Annotated in this window: 12 protein-coding genes and 1 pseudogene; 6 read left to right on the top strand and 7 right to left on the bottom strand. The window is 66.6% G+C overall.

Features of this window, described 5'->3' with window-relative positions:
* Positions 1-9 precede the first annotated feature (9 nt).
* Positions 10-2,055 carry a transketolase gene (tkt, locus tag INQ43_RS06620; RefSeq protein WP_194035927.1) on the top strand — a complete coding sequence of 682 codons (2,046 nt, stop codon included), beginning with the start codon at positions 10-12 and terminating at the stop codon, positions 2,053-2,055.
* 15 nt (positions 2,056-2,070) lie between these two features.
* On the opposite strand, the gene INQ43_RS06615 is transcribed toward tkt, so the two are convergent.
* From INQ43_RS06615 to INQ43_RS06600, 4 genes are read right to left on the bottom strand one after another with little or no spacing between them, the layout of a single operon-like run.
* Positions 2,071-2,619, bottom strand: coding sequence for a DUF2058 domain-containing protein (locus INQ43_RS06615; protein ID WP_194033575.1), 549 nt, complete (start codon positions 2,617-2,619; stop codon positions 2,071-2,073).
* A gap of 53 nt (positions 2,620-2,672) precedes the next feature.
* Positions 2,673-3,578: a phosphogluconate dehydrogenase (NAD(+)-dependent, decarboxylating) gene (gnd, locus tag INQ43_RS06610; protein WP_194033574.1), complete on the bottom strand. Its 906-nt coding sequence runs from the start codon at positions 3,576-3,578 to the stop codon at positions 2,673-2,675.
* A 58-nt stretch (positions 3,579-3,636) separates the two neighbouring features.
* Positions 3,637-5,154 carry a mercuric reductase gene (locus INQ43_RS06605; RefSeq protein WP_194035926.1) on the bottom strand — a complete coding sequence of 506 codons (1,518 nt, stop codon included), beginning with the start codon at positions 5,152-5,154 and terminating at the stop codon, positions 3,637-3,639.
* The gene (locus INQ43_RS06600) at positions 5,151-6,428 is read right to left on the bottom strand and encodes a glucoamylase family protein (protein WP_194035925.1); all 1,278 of its coding nucleotides are present in this window, start codon (positions 6,426-6,428) and stop codon (positions 5,151-5,153) included. Before INQ43_RS06600 ends, INQ43_RS06605 begins: the two co-directional genes overlap by 4 nt.
* An 86-nt stretch (positions 6,429-6,514) precedes the next feature.
* Here INQ43_RS06600 and INQ43_RS12915 point away from each other — a divergent pair, with 86 nt between their 5' ends.
* From INQ43_RS12915 to INQ43_RS06590, 4 genes and pseudogenes are all read left to right on the top strand, one after another.
* Entirely contained in the window at positions 6,515-8,839 is a 2,325-nt protein-coding gene (locus tag INQ43_RS12915) for a hypothetical protein (protein WP_228062421.1), read from the top strand.
* Between the two features lie 74 nt (positions 8,840-8,913).
* Positions 8,914-9,270 (top strand): annotated as a pseudogene (locus tag INQ43_RS12910) (hypothetical protein); the annotation flags it as partial.
* Positions 9,271-9,340: 70 nt separating this feature from the next.
* Entirely contained in the window at positions 9,341-10,165 is an 825-nt protein-coding gene (locus tag INQ43_RS12905) for a hypothetical protein (protein WP_228062420.1), read from the top strand.
* Positions 10,166-10,244: 79 nt separating this feature from the next.
* The gene (locus tag INQ43_RS06590) at positions 10,245-11,801 is read left to right on the top strand and encodes an FAD-dependent oxidoreductase (protein WP_194035924.1); all 1,557 of its coding nucleotides are present in this window, start codon (positions 10,245-10,247) and stop codon (positions 11,799-11,801) included.
* Here the strand turns inward: INQ43_RS06590 and INQ43_RS06585 are convergent.
* On the bottom strand, positions 11,798-12,163 hold the full coding sequence (locus INQ43_RS06585; RefSeq protein WP_255518450.1) for a TolC family protein: 366 nt from the start codon (positions 12,161-12,163) through the stop codon (positions 11,798-11,800). The genes INQ43_RS06590 and INQ43_RS06585 overlap by 4 nt on opposite strands.
* A gap of 254 nt (positions 12,164-12,417) precedes the next feature.
* On the opposite strand from INQ43_RS06585, the gene INQ43_RS06580 reads away from it, so the two are divergent.
* The gene (locus INQ43_RS06580) at positions 12,418-13,017 is read left to right on the top strand and encodes a hypothetical protein (protein WP_194037698.1); all 600 of its coding nucleotides are present in this window, start codon (positions 12,418-12,420) and stop codon (positions 13,015-13,017) included.
* 11 nt (positions 13,018-13,028) lie between these two features.
* Here INQ43_RS06580 and INQ43_RS06575 read toward each other — a convergent pair whose 3' ends face one another.
* Both INQ43_RS06575 and INQ43_RS06570 read right to left on the bottom strand, forming a co-directional pair.
* Positions 13,029-13,334 (bottom strand): DUF3240 family protein, encoded by a 306-nt coding sequence (locus INQ43_RS06575; protein WP_194033567.1) that lies wholly within the window; start codon positions 13,332-13,334, stop codon positions 13,029-13,031.
* The gene (locus tag INQ43_RS06570; RefSeq protein ID WP_194035922.1) at positions 13,331-16,423 is read right to left on the bottom strand and encodes a CusA/CzcA family heavy metal efflux RND transporter; all 3,093 of its coding nucleotides are present in this window, start codon (positions 16,421-16,423) and stop codon (positions 13,331-13,333) included. Before INQ43_RS06570 ends, INQ43_RS06575 begins: the two co-directional genes overlap by 4 nt.
* Between the last annotated feature and the right edge of the window lie 2 nt (positions 16,424-16,425).

Raw genomic sequence — 16,425 nt, 5'->3', positions numbered from 1 at the left:
GGTAGCAGCATGTCCGCGCGAATCGACCAGCTCTGTATCGACACCCTTCGTTTCCTGTCCGTGGACATGGTGCAGAAGGCGGACAGCGGACATCCGGGACTCCCGCTCGGCGCGGCGCCGACGGCCTATGTGCTGTGGTCGCGCTGGCTGAAGGTCAACCCTCGCAACCCCGACTGGGCCGACCGGGACCGCTTTGTCCTCTCGGCGGGGCATGGTTCGGCCTTGCTTTACAGCTTGCTGTACCTGAGCGGCTTCGACGTCTCGCTGGAGGACATCAAGCAGTTCCGCCAGTGGGGCAGCAAGGCTCCAGGCCATCCCGAGCGCGGGCACACGCCGGGCGTCGAGGTGACCACCGGGCCACTCGGGCAGGGATTCGCCAACGCGGTCGGGATGGCGATGGCCGAGGCGCAGCTCGCGGCCCGCTACAACCGGCCCGGGCACAAGGTCGTCGACCATCGAACCTGGGTCCTGGCCAGCGATGGCGACCTGATGGAAGGCGTCGCCTCCGAGGCCGCCTCGCTCGCCGGCCACCTGCAGCTGGGCAAGTTGACCTGCCTGTACGACGCCAACTTCGTGACCCTGTCCGCGGCCACCGACATCGCCTTCACCGAGGACTGCGAAGCGCGCTTCAGCGCCTACGGCTGGCACACGCAGTGGGTCGAGGATGGCAATGACCTGTCGGCCATCGACGCGGCAATCCGCGCGGCCGCCGCTGAATCCGCGCGGCCGTCACTGATCCTGGTCCGCACCCATATCGGTTACGGCTCGCCCAAGCAGGACAGCTTCGAGGCCCACGGCTCGCCGCTCGGCGAGGAGGAGGTGCGGCTGACCAAGCAGAACCTGGGCTGGCCGGTGGAGCCGGCGTTCCGGGTTCCCGACGAGGCGCTCTCCACCATGCAGACCGCAGTGGGGAAGGGCGCCGACCAGGAAGACGCCTGGAACCGCCTAATGCAGGCCTATGCCGACGCCCATCCCGAGCTGGCGGCGGAACTCCGCCGGCGCCTGGAGGGCGTGCTCCCGGGCGGTTGGGATGCCGACATCCCCGTATTTCCGGCCAATGCAAAGGGGATGGCGACCCGCGTTGCCAGCGGCAAGCTAATGAACGCGCTCGCGCCCAAGTTGCCGGAACTGTCGGGCGGTTCCGCCGACCTGGATCCCTCCACCAAGACCGCCCTCAAGGGAATGGGCGACTTCAATCCACCGCTGGAAGCGGGCGAAGACCCGCAGGGCTCCGACGGAGGTGGCTGGAGCCTGGCCGGCCGCAACCTGCATTTCGGCGTTCGCGAACACGCGATGGCCGCGATCGTCAACGGCATGGCGGCCCACGGCGGCTTCATCCCGTACGGGGCAACCTTTCTCGTCTTCTCCGACTACATGCGCCCGCCGATCCGCCTCGCGGCGCTGATGGGGCTGCATCTGATCCATGTGTTCACCCACGACAGCATCCTGCTCGGCGAAGACGGTCCGACCCATCAGCCCGTCGAGCAGCTCGCCAGCCTCCGGGCAATCCCGCGGCTCAGCGTGATTCGCCCGGCCGATGCGAACGAGACCGCCGTGGCCTGGCGCGTTGCGGTGGAGACGCGCGACCGGCCGGTGATGCTCATCCTGACCCGCCAGGATCTGCCCACGCTGGACCGGGAGGTCTACGCCGCCGCCGAGGGCCTGAGGCAGGGCGCCTACGTGCTCGATGCCGACGCCGACGACTCGCCGCAGATCATCCTGATCGCCAGCGGATCGGAGGTCAGCCTGATCGTGGAGGCCGCGGGACGGCTCCGGCGCGACGGCGTCAGCGTGAGGTGCGTGTCGATGCCGAGCTGGGACCTGTTCGAGGCGCAGCCGCGCGACTACCGCGACTCGGTGCTGCCGCCTGCGGCCACTGCGCGGCTGGCGGTCGAGGCCGGAAGCGCGCAGGGCTGGCATCGCTGGGTCGGCGACGGCGGCGACGTGCTGTCGGTCGATCGCTTTGGCGCGTCCGCGCCGATGCAGGCACTGGCTGACGCCTACGGATTCACGGTCGACAACGTGGTCAAGCGGGCGAGGGCGCTGCTGGGCTGAGCGGCGCCGGTGTGACTACCAGACCAGGTCGTCGGGCACCTTGAACTGGCTGTAGAAATCATCGTCCTCATCCGCATCGCCCGCGGCGTCGGCGCCGCGGCCGTGGTCGAGCACGATCGCATCCGGATCACGCTCGCGGATCTTTTCCGCGGCCGCACGCGGCACCAGTTCATGGCTGTCGCCGTGGCGCACGATCACCAGTGCGCCCTTGGCGAGCTGGGCGCGCAACGCCTCGTTGACCAGCAAGCTGCGGATGGCCTTGCCGTCGGTGAAGCGGTAGTCGATCTCGCCCTCGCGCTTGACCCGGTGCATCTCCACAATCTGGCGCACCTGCGCCTTCAGCTCGTTGGCCCGCGCCTGCGCGTTGCGTTCGGCCGACAGCGCGCGGTCGCGCTCGGCGCGCTCGGCGAGCAGTTGCTGGGCATCGACCGCGTCGGGCTCGGGCGCTGCGTTGGGCGAGCCCTTGCCGTGCCGCTTCCTGTTCTGTTCGCGGACGACCTGGGTGACCTTGTTTTTCTTGACCAGGCCGGCTTTCAGCAACTGGTCCTGCAGGGGATTACGCATGGCTTCGGGCGCATCGAGCGACGGCGGTGTGGAGTGTCAGTGTAACGCCGGCGTCACTCCTTCTTGATCGCGTGCCCGCCGAACTGATTGCGCATTGCCGCCAGCAGCTTGTCGGAGTAGGAGTCCTTGTCACGCGAGCGCAGCCGCTCCAGCAGGGCGAGGGTGATTACCGGGGCCGAGACGTCGAGATCGATCGCCTCCGCCACGGTCCAGCGGCCTTCGCCCGAGTCGTCGACCCACGGAGCGATCCCGTCCATGGTCGGATTCTCGTCCAGGGCGCGGGCGGTTAGGTCCAGCAGCCACGAGCGCACCACGCTGCCGTTGCGCCAGATCTCGGCGACCTGGTGCAGGTCCAGGGAAAATTCCTGCTTGTGCTGCAAAATCGCGAAGCCTTCCGCGTAGGCCTGCATCATTCCGTATTCGATGCCGTTGTGGACCATCTTGGTGAAGTGGCCGGCGCCGGGCGGGCCGACGTGGCCCCAACCCTGGTCCGTCGCCGGAGCGAGGGTCTCGAACACCGGGCGCAGCGCCTCCACCGGGGCCGGCTCCCCGCCGATCATCAGGCTGTAGCCTTCCGCCAGCCCCCAGACACCGCCGCTGGTGCCGCAGTCCACGTAATGCATGTCGTGTTCGGCCAGTGATTTCGCGCGCCGAACGGTGTCCTTGTAGTTGGAGTTGCCGCCGTCGATCAGGGTGTCGCCGGCGTCCAGCAGCGCCAGCAGGTCGCCTACCGTGCTTTCGGTGATGTCGCCGGCGGGGACCATCATCCAGACGTTGCGCGGGCCGGGCAGGGATTCGACCAGCGCCTTGAGACTGTCCGCGGTCTGCGCGCCGTCGCTTTCCAGCGCCTTGCGGGCATCGGGATCAGGATCGAATCCAACGATCGAGTGGCCGCCCTGGATCAGGCGGCGGGCCATGTTGGCGCCCATGCGTCCCAGGCCGATCATGCCGAGTTTCATCTCGCGCCTCCTTGTTCAAATAATGCGTTTGCGATTAGTGCGTGACTCCGTAGTCGCCTCAGTCTCGCAATTTCCTCGTGACGGCCGGGCCACGCTCGCTGCGCACGAACGCGTCGGCTGCCATTCGGATCGCTTCGGACCGGGTGGGGTAGGGGTGGATCACCCGCGAGAGCTTGTCGAGGCCCAGTTTGGCGACCATCGCCAGCGTTATCTCGCTGATCATTTCGCCGGCGTGGCGGGCGACGATCGTGGCCCCGAGGATCTCGGCGGTGCCGTCGCGCACGTGGATCTTGACGAAGCCCTCGTCGTGACCGTCGGTGATCGCCCGGTCCACGGTATGCATCGGCACGGTAAAGGTCCGCACCCCGATGCCCTTTTCCCGCGCCTGGCGGACATACATGCCCACGTGGGCAATCTCCGGATCGGTGTAGGTGCACCAGGGGATGACCAGCTCGCTCCAGCGCTCGTTCGCACCGTCCAGGGCGTTCGCCACTGCGAGCCGTGCCGAGGCGCGCGCCGTGTCGTTGAAGCGGTGCGCCAGACACACGTCACCGGCGGCAAAGATGCGCGGATTGCTGGTGCGCAGGCAATCATCGACATGCACTCCCCGGCGGCCGTCGTACTCGATCCCGGCCAGTTCCAGGTCCATTCCCTCCACGCGGGGTGATCGGCCGGTTCCGGTAAGGATGGCATCGAACTCCAGGGTGCTCCTGTTGTCGTCACTCAGCAGCTCGGCGATGCGGCGCTCGCCGTCCATGCGGATGTCCACAACGCGGGTGTTCAGGCGCACCTCCAGGCCATCGCGGGCAAAGGCCCCCGACAGGATCTGCGCTGCGTCGCGTTCTTCCCGCGGCAGGAACAGCGGCCAGTTCTGCACGATCGTGGTCCGGGCGCCGAAGCGGCACAGGGCCTGGGCCATTTCGCATCCGAGCGGGCCGCCGCCGATCACCACGATGCGCTCCGGCAGGGAGGTCTGGTCAAAGACGGTATCGCTGGTCAGGAAGCCGCATTCGGCCAGCCCCGGAATGGCAGGGACCAGAGGCTGCGCCCCGGTGGCTACCAGCGCCTTGTCGAACTTCAGTTCGGTCCCGCCGACATGCAGCGAATCGGCGGCGGTGAATCGCGCCGAGGCGAAGAAAACATCCGTACCCATGGCCGCCAACCGCGATGCGGCATCGCCCCGGCTGATCCGCGCCCGGATCCCGCGCATCCGTTCCATTACGGAAGCGAAATCGACCTGCACCGGGCCAACGTCCGCCGTTCCGTACCTGTTGGCGTCGCGCAGCTCGGCGAAGATCCGGGCGCTGTGGATCAGTGCCTTGGATGGGACACATCCCGTGTTGAGACATGTGCCACCGAGCAGGCGTGGCTCGATCAGGGCCACGCTCGCGCCGCGCTCGCGCGCCACTGCAGCGGCGGTCAGTCCCGCAGTGCCACCGCCGAGGATGACCAGGTCATATCTCGGCGCCGGGTCCGGATTCCGCCAGGCGGACGGACGCACGTTACCCAGGCGTTCTGCTTCGTAGTCGTCTGCCGGCGCATTGGTAACCGCGCCCTCACGGGTAAGGGAGTTCATTCCAGCCAGCCTCCGCCGAACCCGGCGTTTTTCAAGCCGTTTCGCAGGTATTCGCAGTCGCGCATCAGGTTCCAGATCAGCCCGGTGCGGTGGTTCTCCACCATCATCACCACCAATCCCTGATCCAGTCCGAAGGCGCCGGCGGATACCCACGGCGCGCCGTCGTCGTCTGCGAGTGAGGGGTTGAATGCGCTGGCGAAGCGCTCCGTGCGCAGGGTTTGTGGATACCGGTGCAGCAACGCGTGGGTCGCCGACAGCGCGACCCCGGGATCAAAGGGCAGGCAGCACAGGGCGAGCCAGGCACTCAAGGTGCCGTCATCCGGCCCGTAGGGAACCCCCCGCGCGGCGTAGCCATACAGCCGCCCCAGGTGGTTGGCCAGCTCGGGCCTGCCCTCGTCCGGACCGTCGCATGCGGTCAAACCCCAGCAGTCGCGGTCGTAACCGTCAAAACCTTGCGGATTGCGCCATGCGTACTCGCGCTGGACGGCAATGGCGCGGCGGGTGTTTTCAAAGTAATCGCTGCGCTTCTCGCGCATGAAGCGGTCGCGTATGCCGCGAAAGTCGATCCAGGCGTGTGAGAACAGGTGCACGAACAACGGCCCGGCATACAGGAACTCCTCGCCATAGAGGTTTTCCCACTGGTAGGTGGCAGTCCACGCGGCGTACTTGTCGCTGTCGATCGGATGGGTGGGCGAGCCGGCGGCCAGCACATACAGCAGGATGCCTTCGTCGTAGCCATCCCAGCCGTAGTGCAGGAAGCCACACTCCGGCTTCCAGCCCTGGCGGATGGTGGGTTTGTCGGCGCAGGCCCATTGCCAGTCCACACGCAGGTACAGGGCGTCGGCCAGAAAGCGCAACTCGCGCTCATCCTGCGTGTCGTGGGTGAAGTAGCGCGCGACAAGCAACGCCCCGGCAATGAACAGCGCGGTGTCGATCGTGGACAGCTCCGAGCGCCACGTCCGCGTGCCCGAATCGATGTCCAGGAAGTGGTAGTAAAAGCCCTTGTGACCGGTGGCGCCCGCCGCGCCGCTCTGATCGCTCTCGTGGAAGAAGCGCAGCGTCGCCAGCGCCCGTTGGACCGCATCCCGCCGACCGATCCATCCGCGCTCGACCGCCACCGGATAGCTTGCCAGGCAGAAGCCAACCACCGCGATGCTGCATGGCGAACCCGCGCGGCTCGTGTCGGCGACCAGACCATTGACCGGATTGAACGCGCCGCAAAAGTAGCCGAATGCACCCCGCTGCAAACGATCGATCAGTCGCTCATCGGTCACCGTGGTATCCGTCCGCTGCGATACGGCGACGGTAGCGGATCGACCTTCAAGGCCGCGTAACGATGGGGGAGTAGGATCAAGACTCCATGCGGTCCGATGGATCAGACATGCCCGATACGAGCGCCGCGACGATTGCCGTGCAGCGTGTCCACCTGCTGTCGAACGGTCGATTCACCACCATGTTGACCGATGCCGGGTCGGGGTGGAGTCGATGGTGCGGCCGGGCGTTGACCCGGTGGCGCGAAGATCCGACCTGCGATGCGTGGGGCAGTTACCTGGTGCTGCGCGATGCCGACAGCGGCGCGGTGTGGTCACCGACCCGGCAGCCGATGTCTTCGCCCGCTGGTGAGGTGGCCATCGATTCGGCGCATGGGGTGTTTTCCAGCAGACGGATCGCGCACGAATTGGAAACCTCCATGACTGTGGTCGTGGCTGCCGATCGCGACGCCGAGCTGCGGCACCTGAGCATGACCAATCGCAGCTCACAGCCGCGTGTGATCGAGGTGACCTCCTATAGCGAGCCTGTTCTTGGGTCGCTCGCCGCGGACGCATCTCACCCAGCGTTTTCCAAGCTTTTCGTGCGCACCGAGTGGGTGGCCGAGGGCGGGGTGCTGCTCGCCACCCGGCGCCGCAAATCCGCCGACGAGAAGGAAACCTGGATCGCCCAGGTGGCGAGGGTGGAAGGCCAGCCGACCGATACCTGCGAATACGAGAGCGATCGCCGCGGATTCCTTGGTCGCGGACGCCGTCTGGAGAACGCGTTGGCGTTGCGCGACGGCGATGTACTTGGCGGAAGCGCCGGCGACGTACTGGACGCCGTGATCAGCCTGCGGCGCCGCGTGCGAATCGCGGCCGGTGCCACGGTGAAGATCGCATTCTGGAATTGCGCCGCGCAGACGCGGGTAAAGGCGCTGGCACTGGCCAGGGCTTCGCCGGGGCCTGAACACTGCGGGCACGTCACTGAAAAGGCGCGCGTTTGCGAAATCGCGAGGAGGACGAAGTTCCAGGTCGATCACGCCTGCGCGGAGCGCTGGTGCGGCTTGCTCGCTGCGCTGCTGGTGTCCAACCCGGCGTGGCGCACATCACCGGAGGCGTTGGCCCGGGCGGCCGGTGGTACTCCGGTTCTCTGGGCGGCCGGCATATCCGGCGATCGTCCGATCGCGCTGCTGCGGATCGACGGGGAGGAAATTCCCCAACGTGTCGATGAAGTGCTGCGCGCGCAACGCTACTGGCAGTCGATGGGAATCGGCGTGGACGTGGTCTTGCTGGCAAGCGGAAGTGTCGCGAAGGGATCTGCAGGGGATCAGTCGCTTGTCGATCTCGTCGCAGAGCAGATGCGGAAGCTCGAAGCTGGAGGAGGTCTTCCGAAAGCGGAAGCGTTCTACCTCCGCGCCGATGAAATTGACCGCGGCCTCCACGAAGGGTTGCTCGGCGCGGCCCGGGCGATCGTCCCGGCAGGCGGCGTCGCGGCCAGGCCGGAAGCTACCCGTGCCGTGGCGGAAAACGGGTGGGACGCGTCCCTGAACAATGGACCGGAGCCGGCAGCGCTCCCACCCAACGCGGACCTCCGTCCGGTCGATCACGCCGGGTTTGTCGCTGCGGCGCATTCCCTGCAGTTCGACAATGGCTACGGCGGCTTCAGCGGGGACGGCGAGGAGTACCTCATCCGCGCCGATGGTGATCGCTGCACCCCGTCGCCCTGGAGCAACGTCGTCGCCAATCCGGACTTCGGCTTCATCGCGACGGCGGAAGGCGGCGGGCACACGTTCTCCTGCAACAGCCAGCAAAATCCGCTCACGCCCTGGCCCAACGACCCGGTTACCGACGAGGCCTGTGAGGTCGTGTACCTGCGTGACAACGACAGCGGCGCCCTGTGGAGCGCCACGCCACTCCCGCTATCGGGCGCGGCAAGCAATCGCGTCACACGTCACGGCAGGGGCTGGACCAGTTGGTCGCACGATTTCGACGGTCTGCGAATCGAATTGTTGCAGCTTGTACCGCCTGGGTATGCGGTCAAAATCTCCCGACTGCGCATCGACAACGGGTCGGGGCGCAGTCGGGCCATTGCGGTTACCAGCTACCTGCAGTGGGCATTGGCCCCCAACGGAACCGCGTCCGGCCCTTATGTGGCGACGTCGCAGGATCCGCAAACCGGCGCGGTGTTTGCGGTCAATCGCTGGCGCGAGGCATTCGGCGAGCGCGTTGCCTTCGCAGACATCGGCGTGGACATGGCGGCTTTCACCTGCGATCGCGGCGAGTTCCTCGGCACGCATGGCGCGGTCGATCGACCGGCGGCGCTCAACGCAGGCGGATCACTGTCGGGCTGGTGCGGCGCGGGCCGTGATCCCTGCGCCGCGCTACAGTCCGTATTGGAGATCGACCCGGCGCCACGGGGGAGTTGCGTTTCCTGATTGGCGACGCGGAATCAACCAATGCCGCCAGTGATCTGGTCCAGCGCGCTCGCGGCCTGGATCTGGACGCGGTGATGGGCGAGATCCGGCAAAGGTGGACAGATGTCACCGCAACGCTCCAAGTCGAAACGCCCGATTCTGCGACAAACCTGCTGCTCAACCACTGGCTGCTGTACCAGGTGCTCTCCTGCCGGATGTGGGCGCGCACGGCGTACTACCAGGCCAGCGGTGCGTACGGCTTCCGCGACCAGCTGCAGGATGTGATGGCGCTCTGCATCGCTTGCCCGGGCATCGCCCGCGAGCATTTGCTGCGTGCCGCCTCGCGCCAGTTCATCGAGGGCGACGTGCAGCACTGGTGGTTGCCGCCGGGAGGAAAGGGCCTTCGCAGCCGGATGACCGACGACCGGCTCTGGCTGCCGTATTCGGTGCTGCACTACTTGGAAGTGACCGGGGAGGTCGAGGTTCTTGAGGCGAGTGTGCCCTTTCACCGTGAAAGCGGCGATGGAAGGCGCAGGTCGGGACGGTCAGTGGTACCGGCGCGGCTACTACGACGATGGGACGCCGTTGGGCAGTGCCAGCCAGAAGGCGTGCCGCATCGACTCGATCGCGCAATCCTGGGCCGTCATGTCGGGCGCTGGCGATCCGGACCGGGCCCGTTCGGCCATGCATGCCACCGACCGTGAACTGGTTGACCGGCGCCACCGCCTAGCGCGGCTGTTTACGCCGCCGTTCGCCGAGAACGGCCACCACGACCCGGGTTACATCAAGGCCTATCCGCCCGGCGTCCGGGAGAACGCCGGGCAGTACACCCACGGCTGCATCTGGTCGATCTTTGCCTGGGCCGCGCTGGGCGAGGCTGACAAGGCCTGGGAGCTGTTCGATTTCTTCAATCCTATCGGCCATTCGATATCGCCAAAAGCGGCTGAGCATTTCGGCGTTGAGCCCTACGTGTCCTGCGCCGATGTCTATTCCATCGGCGCCCTGGCCGGGCGCGGTGGATGGACCTGGTATACGGGCTCCGCCGCCTGGCTATACCGCGCTGGCATCGAGGCGTTGCTCGGCTTCGGGTTGCGTGGCGACCACCTTTTGGTGGATCCCTGTATTCCCGCGGACTGGCCCGGCTTCACCATGATCTACCGCCACCGCGGTTCGGAATATCACATCCAGCTGGACAACCCCGCGGGCGCCACCCGCGGCATCCGCGACGCCATGCTGGACGGCGCGCCGGTAGGATTGAGCGGCAATGCTGCGAGGATTCCGTTGAGCGATGACGGTCAACAGCACCACGTCCATCTGACCATGGGAAGCGGTGCGCCAGGAGGATAAAGATTCACCGCGATCTAATGCGGGGTGGCTCAGGCTCGGGAGTGAGACCGAAACGGGGGGCAACACAGAGGACACCGGGATGGCGGACGACACCGAGACGCTGGAAGGGCCCGACCTGGCGGTCGGCGTGCGGATCGACCAGATTGCCGATGGCGGGCTGCTGCTGGGTCATGTGGATGCCAAACCCGTCGTACTGGTCCGGCAGGGCGAGGAGCTTTTCGCCCTCGGTGCGGTGTGCACCCACCAGGGTGGACCGCTCGCGGAAGGGCTGGTGGTGGATGGCGGCGTTCGCTGTCCCTGGCACCACGCCTGTTTTGACCTGCGCACCGGCCTGCCATCGCGCCCGCCTGCCCTCGATCCGGTGGACTGCTACCAGGTCGAGGTCACCGCAGGCACAGCCACCGTGACCCGAAAGCGGCCTGCAGAACCACGCGCTTCACTGAAGCCCACTCGCGATTCCACAGCGGTAGCGTTGCCGGCATCGATCGTCATCATCGGCGGAGGAGCGGCCGGATTGTGCGCAGCCCAGACGCTGCGACGCGAGGGTTACACCGGTCCGGTCACCATGCTGAGCGCCGATGACTCCGCGCCGTACGACCGCACCAACCTGTCCAAGGGCGTGCTCAGCGGGGACATCGAGGAGGACGCCAACGACCTGCATCCGCCACAGTTCTACCGCGACAACGCCATCGACCTGCGCTTGGGAACGCGCGTTGAGCGTATCCATGTGGACGAGCATGAGGTGAAACTCGCGGACGGTGAGCGCGTTGCGTACGAGGCGCTGTTGATCGCCACAGGTGCGGAGCCGGTCAAGCTCGATGTGCCGGGCGCGTCCCTTCCCCACGTGCACTACCTGCGCAGTGCCGGCGAATGCCACCGCCTGCTCACGCAAGCGAGAAGCGCAAAAACCGCGGTGATCATCGGCGCCAGCTTTATCGGACTGGAGGTCGCCTCGGGCCTGTGCGCGCGCGGCATCGAAGTGCACGTCGTCGGGCGCGAAACCGGTCTGATGGCCAACGTGTTGGGGAAGGAGCTCGGTGCCTTCCTGCAGCAACTGCACGAGAAGAAAGGGGTGATTTTCCACCTCGAAACCACTGCCAGCACGATCAACGAAGACGAGGTCATCCTGACCAACGAGGAGACCCTGCAAGCCGATCTGGTGGTGGTCGGCATCGGTGTGCGCCCGCGGCTGGAACTGGCCGAAGCGGCGGGGCTTGCGGTCGATCGTGGCGTCATCGTCGACCGATATCTGCAGACGAGTGCGCCGGGAATCTACGCCGCGGGCGACATTGCCCTGTGGCCGGGACCGCTGACCGGCGAACGCGTGCGCATCGAGCACTGGGTGGTCGCCGAACACCAGGGACAGACCGCTGCGTTGAACATGCTGGGTCGCAGGAAACGCTACGACGCCGTGCCCTTTTTCTGGACCGAGCAACACGGGTTCGGCCTGTCCTACGTCGGCCACGCGACGGGCTTCGACGATGTCCGGCTGGACGGCGACCTTTCGAAGCGAGACTGCACCATCAGCTACCTCAAGCGCGGACGCGAGCTGGCCGCGGCGTTCGTGCATCGCGACCATGCGGGCTTGCTGAAGGAGCTGGAATTCGAGCGCATCATAGGCGCCAACCGCGGCTAATCGGCGTGCCAAAGCTCGTGGCTGTCGACCAGGACCCCCAGTCGCGCCTCCTCGGCGTCGGCTCGGGCCGAGGCTTCTGCCAGGGCGATCTGCCGATGGGTACGCTCGGCGAGCAGCCACTCCGCCAGTGATAATTCGCCCAGCTCCCAGCCGCGACGCATGCGCTTGCGGGCGCCATCGCTGGCGCTCAGGGCGCGCTGCTGGGCAAGCCACTGCATGCGCGCCTGCTCGACCTTGCGTACGGCCTGCTCGGCCTCGCGCTCGATCTCGCGACGCTTCGCCTGGGCATCACCGTGCAATGCGGCGGCGCTGGCGCCGTCGGCGCTGGCCAGGGCGGAGCGGTGGCGTCCGCCCACGGGCATGGTGAATACGAGGCCGACCACGCGCTCGGCCCCCCCCGATCATTCATCAATCGCAGGGCAAGGGTGGGGTCGGGCAGGCGGTCCGCACGGCTGCGAGCGGCGAGCGCGTCAGCCTGCATGGCATCTGCTTCCAGCGCGCCAATTTCGTGGCTGCGCTGGACAATACGGTTCACCCAGGCCGCCGGTGTCTCGGGCAACTCCTGCGGATCGCCCAAAGCAGGGACATGCTCCGGCAAGGGCAGGGTGGGGAAGTCATGTGCGATGGCAGCCTCAGCGTCCACGAGCGCTCCGTTCATGGCAAGTCGCGTGGCGTCCGCCTGGGCAAGTTCAACATCCAGCAGGTCGAGATCTTTCGCCGCGGCATCGCCCAACTGCACCCGGCGCGCCAGCGCAGTGCGCTCGCGGCTCAGCGACTCGAACTGCTCGGCGGCCTCCGCCGACTGTTCGCTGGCGCGCAGCCAGTCCAGCCAGTACTTCAGGAATACGCGCGCGGCTTCGTGCCGTGCATCGTCCAGCCGGAGCTCGCTGGCGCTTATGCCGTATTCGCCGATCTGGCGGTCCAGTGCCACTTTGCCCGGCCATCGAAAGGCGCGTCCCAGTTGCGCTTCATATTCGTCGTAACGTTCCGTCCTGTCATCGACATCGATCTTGCGTTCCTGCGCAATGGCGCTCACTTCGAACTCGTGCGGGCCCACGGCGCGGGCACGCGCCTGCGCTCCGGCGGCGTCGGTGCGGCGCATCGCTGCGCGGACGCCAGGTTGCTCGGCGATAGCGGCCTCCACCAAAGCGGGATCGGGCAGCCAGTCCTGCGCTTGCACAATCGGCGTGGTCAACGCCAAAAGGAGCGCCATTGATGCAATCCGCTTCATCCCAGCAGCCCTGTTTCCACTACCGCTTCGGTCCACCAGCGCAGGGCGCCGGCGTCCACGTGCTCGCGCATCAAGCGCAGAACGTCGTCCTTCCTGTCCGCGGGGATCACCACCCACAACACGCGCCTGTCCACGCGGCCGCGGACCCGCTCGGCATCCGAGGCGCCGGCGAAGTCGCCGGTATGGGCCTCGGCGTGGAAAAGGGTGTAGCCCGGAATGGATGGGTCGGAACTCAGTGCTTCGGTCAGCGGTGTCTCAAGCCGGGGCGGGAACACCATGTTCAGTCGGATCCAGTCGCTCATGGCGCTGCACTCCTGTCGGATTTGGACACCGGCGGCAAGCCGTAGCGGCGGTACAGCAAGGGCATCAGCAGCAGGGTCAGGGCGGTGGCGCTGACCAGGCCACCGATCACCACGATGGCGAGCGGGCGCTGTATCTCCGAGCCCGGGCCGGTGGCAAGGAGCAGTGGAACCAGGCCGAAGGCGGCGATGCTTGCCGTCATGAGCACCGGTCGGACCCGTCGCCATGCGCCTTCGCGCACGACCGTGGTGATGTCCAGGCCCTGGTCGTGGAGCTGGTTGAATCGGGTGACAAGCACCAGCCCGTTCAGCACCGCGATGCCAAGCAGTGCGATGAAGCCGACCGACGCCGGCACCGACAGGTATTCGCCTGAAAGCCAGAGGGCCACCATGCCGCCGACCAGTGCGAATGGGATGTTGAACAGCACCAGCAACGCCTGTCGCGCGGAGCCGAACGTCATGAACAGGACCAGAAAAATCAGTCCCAACGCTGCCGGGACCACCAGGGCCAGACGCGCTGCGGCGCGTTGCTGGTTCTCGAACTGGCCGCCCCATTCCAGCCGATAGCCTGCCGGCAACGGGATCTCCTGAGCCACCGCGGCCTTCGCTTCCTCGACAAAGCCGACCAGGTCACGTCCGTCCACGTTGGCCTGCACCAGCGCGTAGCGCGAACCGTGCTCGCGATCGATCATCACCGGTCCGTTGCCGCCCACGATGCGGGCAATGCTCGACAGCGGTACATCGCCGCCTTGCGGCAGGCTGACCTGCATCCGCGAGAAGAGCTCTGCAGACAGCCGGATGTCGTCGTTGCCGCGCACGATGATCGGCGTCCTGCGATCGGGCTCGATCACCATCCCCGCATCGACGCCTTCAAGCTGGGCGCGCAGTTCGTCCTGCACATCGGCCACTGCAAGACCCTGTCGCCCGGCGGCCAACGCGTCGATCTCGACTTTCAGGTAATCCACCCCTTCGGTGGTCTGGGTCAGGACGTCTTCTGCACCATCGGTTTCCTCCACCAGGACCGCGACGCGTTGGGCGAGCTCGCCCAGCACCGTCAGGTCGGGACCGAAGATCTTCACCGCCAGGTCGCCACGGCTTCCGGTCAGCATTTCGGCGACGCGCATGTCGATGGGCTGGGTGAAGCCGTACTCGATGCCGGGGAAGCGGGCGAGCACCTTGCGCAGTTCTCCGGTCAGCCAGTCCTTGTCGCGCACGCGCCACTCCTTCTTGGGCTTGAGCTCCAGGAACATGTCGCTCTCGTTGAGTCCCATCGGGTCCAGGCCCAGCTCGTCGGAGCCCACACGGGAAACGATGTGGGCGACCTCCGGGACCTCGTCCATGATCGCTTTCTCCACCGCGAGCTCAAGCTCAAGTGAGCGCTCCAGCGAGATCGAGGGTGATTTCAGCAACTGGATCAGCACGTCGCCCTCATCCATGGTCGGCATGAAGCTCTTGCCGGTGCCGGTATAGGCCACGACACCCAGCAGCAGGGCGAGGGCACTGGCGGAAAAAACGTAGGCAGGCTTGGCCAAAGCGTTGTCGAGCAGTGGCCGATAGATTCCGTCGACCTTGCGCACCAGCCAAGGATCACCGTGGGCACCCTCCTTCATAAGAAAGGAGGCCAGCACCGGTATCACGGTGAGCGACGCCAGCAGCGAGGCGCCGAGTGCAAAAACGATGGTCAGCGCCACGGGTGCGAAAAGCTTGCCCTCCAGACCCTGCAGGGTCAGCAGCGGCACAAAGGTCAGGGAAATGATGAGCATGCCCGCAGCGACCGGCATGGCGACCTCGCGGGTCGCGGCGAACACGCGATGCAGGTGGGGCAGGTGCGCGCCCGGCGCGTCCGGGTCGAGGCGGGTGACGGTGTTCTCTATGACCACCACCGCTGCGTCCACCAGCAATCCCACGGCGATGGCCAGGCCGCCCAGGCTCATCAGGTTGGCGCTCTGTCCCGTGAGATACATCAGCAGGAACGTGGAAAGTGCCGCGATTGGGAGTATGAGCGCGACCACGACCGCCGCCCTCATGTTGCCGAGAAAAAGCAGCAGCAGGATGACCACCAGTGCCGTGGCTTCCAGCAGCGCACGCTCGACAGTGCCGACGGCCCGGGTGATCAGGGCACTGCGGTTGTAGAAGGTGTCGATCTCCACGCCCGCCGGCAGGCTCGGCTGGATTTCCTCAAGCCGCGCTTCCACATTCCTGATCAGTTGCGACGCGTCGGCGCCGCGCAACGCCACCACGATTCCCTGGACGGCCTCTCCTTCGCCGTCACGGACGACCGCGCCGTACCGGGTCAGTCCCTCCACGCGAACCTCGGCAAGATCCCGGATCCGCAAGGCCTGGGCGCCGGACGTGACCACCACGTTGCCGATGTCGCCGACCGTCTGCAGGGCGCCTTCGGCCCGAACGATGAGTGCCGATTCGCCGGACTGCAGGCGGCCTGCACCGTCATTGCGGTTGTTGCGCTGCAAAGCGTCCACCAGATCATCCAACGCCAGCCCGTTGGCGGTCAGCCGGCCCCGGTTGGGGACCACGACAAAGCTCTTGGCTTCGCCGCCCAGGACGTTCACGTCGGCGACCCCCGGTATCGTGCGCAGCGCGGGGCGAATGGTCCAGTCCAGCAGGCTGCGGCGCTCCTGCAGGTTCAGGCCGCCGCCCTCGATGGTGAACATGAACACGTCCGACAGCGGAGTGGAAATCGGTGCGAGTCCGCCGCTCACGTCCTCGGGAAGGTCGGGAGCCACGTTGGCAAACCGCTCCGCCACCTGCTGCCGGGCCCAGTAAAGGTCGGTGCCTTCGGCAAAATCGAGCGTGATGTCGGCAATGGCGTACTTCGCCGCCGATCGCAACATCACCGCGCTGGGCACGCCCAGCAACTCCATCTCCAGGGGCGTGATGACGCGGGCCTCGACTTCCTCGGGGGTCAGGCCGGGCGCCTTGAGCACCAGCTTCACCTGCGTCGGCGAGATGTCGGGGAATGCGTCGATGGGCAAGCGCATGAAGGCCATCGCGCCGGCAATGCAGACCGCCAGCGTCGCCAAAAGCACCAGCAGGCGCTGGCGCAGGGAAAACTCGATTAGACGGTAGAGCACGG

Origin of the sequence: Lysobacter sp. H23M47 (genome assembly GCF_015209765.1) — a bacterium.
Lineage (GTDB): Bacteria > Pseudomonadota > Gammaproteobacteria > Xanthomonadales > Xanthomonadaceae > Novilysobacter > Novilysobacter avium.
The sequence above is the reverse complement of the archived record's forward strand: the minus strand, read 5'-3'. Positions and strand labels throughout refer to the sequence as shown.